This window comes from Actinosynnema sp. NPDC059797 (genome assembly GCF_042732085.1).
In the GTDB taxonomy this organism is placed as follows: Bacteria; Actinomycetota; Actinomycetes; order Mycobacteriales; family Pseudonocardiaceae; genus Actinosynnema.
The window spans coordinates 1-2,944 of sequence record NZ_JBHWIE010000150.1; the positions used below are offsets into that span (position 1 = coordinate 1).

General features: G+C 73.0%; 3 protein-coding genes and 1 pseudogene. 3 read left to right on the top strand and 1 reads right to left on the bottom strand.

Annotated elements, in window-relative coordinates:
- Window positions 1-196 precede the first annotated feature (196 nt).
- Window positions 197-907, bottom strand: a complete 711-nt coding sequence (locus tag ACFV4N_RS26785) for a COG4315 family predicted lipoprotein (RefSeq protein WP_499675361.1) — start codon at window positions 905-907, stop codon at window positions 197-199.
- Window positions 908-1,076: 169 nt separating this feature from the next.
- On the opposite strand from ACFV4N_RS26785, the gene ACFV4N_RS26790 reads away from it, so the two are divergent.
- The 3 genes and pseudogenes from ACFV4N_RS26790 to ACFV4N_RS26800 all read left to right on the top strand — a co-directional run.
- Window positions 1,077-1,508 (top strand): SRPBCC domain-containing protein, encoded by a 432-nt coding sequence (locus ACFV4N_RS26790; RefSeq protein ID WP_499675374.1) that lies wholly within the window; start codon window positions 1,077-1,079, stop codon window positions 1,506-1,508.
- The gene (locus ACFV4N_RS26795; RefSeq protein WP_499675362.1) at window positions 1,495-1,833 is read left to right on the top strand and encodes an ArsR/SmtB family transcription factor; all 339 of its coding nucleotides are present in this window, start codon (window positions 1,495-1,497) and stop codon (window positions 1,831-1,833) included. Before ACFV4N_RS26790 ends, ACFV4N_RS26795 begins: the two co-directional genes overlap by 14 nt.
- Before the next feature lie 82 nt (window positions 1,834-1,915).
- Window positions 1,916-2,581 (top strand): annotated as a pseudogene (locus ACFV4N_RS26800) (DUF899 domain-containing protein); the annotation flags it as partial.
- Between the last annotated feature and the right edge of the window lie 363 nt (window positions 2,582-2,944).

A 2,944-nucleotide genomic window follows, 5' to 3' on the forward strand; every position in this document is an offset into this window, starting at 1 on the left:
CCTTGACAAGGGTGGGTGCCTCCGGCAGGTCATGCGGGAGAGGACGAGCGCCCCAGCCCCTCCCCCGGAGGCCTGCCCAGCGGCGAGCGTCCGCTCTTCGCCCGTGAACCCGTCGCGCGTCGCCCGTCGCCCGCCGTGCGACGCCCTGATCCCCCGGCCAACCCCAGCCGGGGGATCAGGGCGCTCCACGGTGGACTCACGCGGCAGGTGCGGTCACCCCCGGCGGCAGGCACTCGACGTTCCGCTTCCCGTTGGGCTGCACCACGAACCACGTGCCGCCGACTCCTTGGCCCTTCCACTGCCCCGGCGCCTCGTCCTTGGCGTAGGTGTAGAGCGGCCAGCCGTCCAGGGTGACCTGCTCCGAACCGTCGGCGCGCTTGACCGTCGACACCAGCGCCGGGTCGACGCCCTGCAACGCGGGCTTCCCGCCGTTGGTCAGCAGGGGCGGCCAGGTGACCGCGCACTGACCTTCGCAGTTGGACTTCGCCGGGTCGGGGGTGTCCTTGTCGAACCGGTACAGCGTGCGACCGTCGCCGTCCTGCACGACGTCACCCATGCGGGGCACGCTCTTGCCGACCAGGGTGACCTTCGGCCCTGCGGGCGCGGCCTGGGCCTCCGGCGCGGAGGCCGCGTCGCCGGTCGCGTCGCCGGTCGCATCCCCGGCCGCACCCTCGTCCGCGCCCCCGGCCGCATCCTCGACCGGGGCGGCACCCTCGACCGGGGCGGCTTCCTCGCTGGTCGCGGGGGCCAGCGGCGCCTCGTAGCCCTGCACCCCGGCGTCCACCTGCCCGGTCTGGGCCACGGTGGTGCCCCGCAGCACGGTGGTGTTGGACGTCCACACGACCAGCGCGAGCACGGCCACCAGGCCGGTCGCGACGGCGATGGCGACGCGGTTTCGTCGGATCACACTCAACTCCTCCTCGGTCCGTCGATCGCTCCACCGACGATTACGGCCCTGTCACGACGGCGGTTCAGCCCGCGGCGAAGTCAGGGGTCGGGAAGAGGGCCGTCCATTGACGCAACCACCCGGTTGCCATAAGTTACAGCAACCAGACGGTTGCAACTTGGAGGACATCGTGGGCTTTCCCGACCGCATCGAGCGCACCGTCGACCTCGCCCACCCGCCGAGCGCGGTGTGGGCCGCGCTGACCACCGCCGAGGGGCTGGGCTCCTGGTTCGGCAACGAGGCGACGGTCGACCTGCGCGTGGGCGGGGTGATCCGGCTGTCGTGGGACGGCGGCCACTCGACCGACCTGCGCGTGGAGCGGGTCGAGGAACCGTCGGTGTTCGGCTTCAGCTGGCCGGTCGACGGGCTGCCGGAGGAGGAACCGCACCGCACCTACGTCGAGTTCACCCTCGAACCGGTCGGCGGCGGCACGCGGCTGGTCACGGTCGAGACCGGCTTCGCCCGGCTGCCCGAGGACGCGGGCCGCAAGGCCTACGAGGACCACGAGCAGGGCTGGAAGAACGAACTGGGCGAGCTGGCGGCCCACCTTGACGCGGCCTGACGACGAGGCGATCGCCGAACAGGTCTTCACCGCGCTGGCCGACCCGAGCCGGCGGGCGATCCTGGCCGCGCTGGCCGAGGTCGGTCCCTCGACCGCCACGGACCTGGCCACCCGCCTGCCGATCACGCGGCAGGCGATCGCCAAGCACCTCGCCCTGCTGACCGAGGCCGGTCTCGTGACGGCGGAGCCGGGGGAGCGGCGCCGCGTGCGCTACCGGCTGCGCTCCGCGCCCATGCGGGTCGCCCAGCGGTTCCTCGCCGCGCTGGCCCGCGACTGGGACGGCCCGCTCGGCGCTTTGAAGGACCACCTGGACCGGAACCCCTGAACCAGGGCGAACCAAAGCGAACCAGGGCGAACCAGAGCAGAGCCCTCGAACCCGAGCCCCTGAACCAGAAAGCGAACACGCGATGAAGACACCACCGATCGTCACCCCGGCCGAGTGGGAAGCGGCGCGCCTGGCACTCCTGGTGAAGGAGAAGGAACTCACCCGCGCCCGCGACGCGCTGGCCGCCGAACGCCGGCGCATGCCGTGGCTGGAGGTGGAGGCGGACTACTCGTTCGACACCTCGGAGGGCCGCAAGTCCCTGCTCGACCTGTTCGAGGGACGCCGCCAGCTCATCGTCTACCGGGCGTTCTTCGAACCGGGCGTGTTCGGCTGGCCCGACCACGCCTGCCGCGGCTGCTCCATCGTGGCCGACCAGGTGGCCCACGTCGCCCACCTCAACGCCCGGAACACCACCCTCGCCTTCACCTCGCGCGCCCCGCAGGCCGATATCGAGCGGGTGAAGGCGCGCATGGGCTGGACGATGCCCTGGCACACGATCACCGACGGCTTCGACGCCGACTTCGGCGTGGACGAGTGGCACGGCACCAACGCGTTCATCCGCGACGGCGACCGCGTGTTCCGCACCTACTTCGTCAACCACCGCGGCGACGAGCAGATGGGCGGCACCTGGAACTACCTCGACCTGACCGCGCTCGGGCGGCAGGAGGAGTGGGAGGACTCGCCCGAGGGCTACCCGCAGGAGCCCGCGTACCAGTGGTGGAACTGGCACGACACGTACGACTCCGCGCAGGCGCCGGAATGGCTGGCGAAGGTCGCCCTGTCCGGGAGCACCCGACCCGCGCCGACCCGGCCAACCGAACCGACCCGGTCAGCCGAACCGACCGAACCAACCGAACCGACCCAGACCCAGCCGACCCAGACCCAGCCGACCCCGACCCAGCCGACCCCGACCCAGCCCGCGGGATGCGGCTGCAACGCCTGAACGGAAGCGCACAGGGGACCCCCAGGGCAACCCAGCAGCAACCCAGCCCCGGGGGGGGGCCCGCACCCCCCCGGGGCCCGGCGGCCCCCCCGCGCCCCCCCCCCCCCCACGATGCGGGGGGGGGGCCAAGCCCACCCAACCACGGCCCCCCACCCCCCCCCCCCCGGG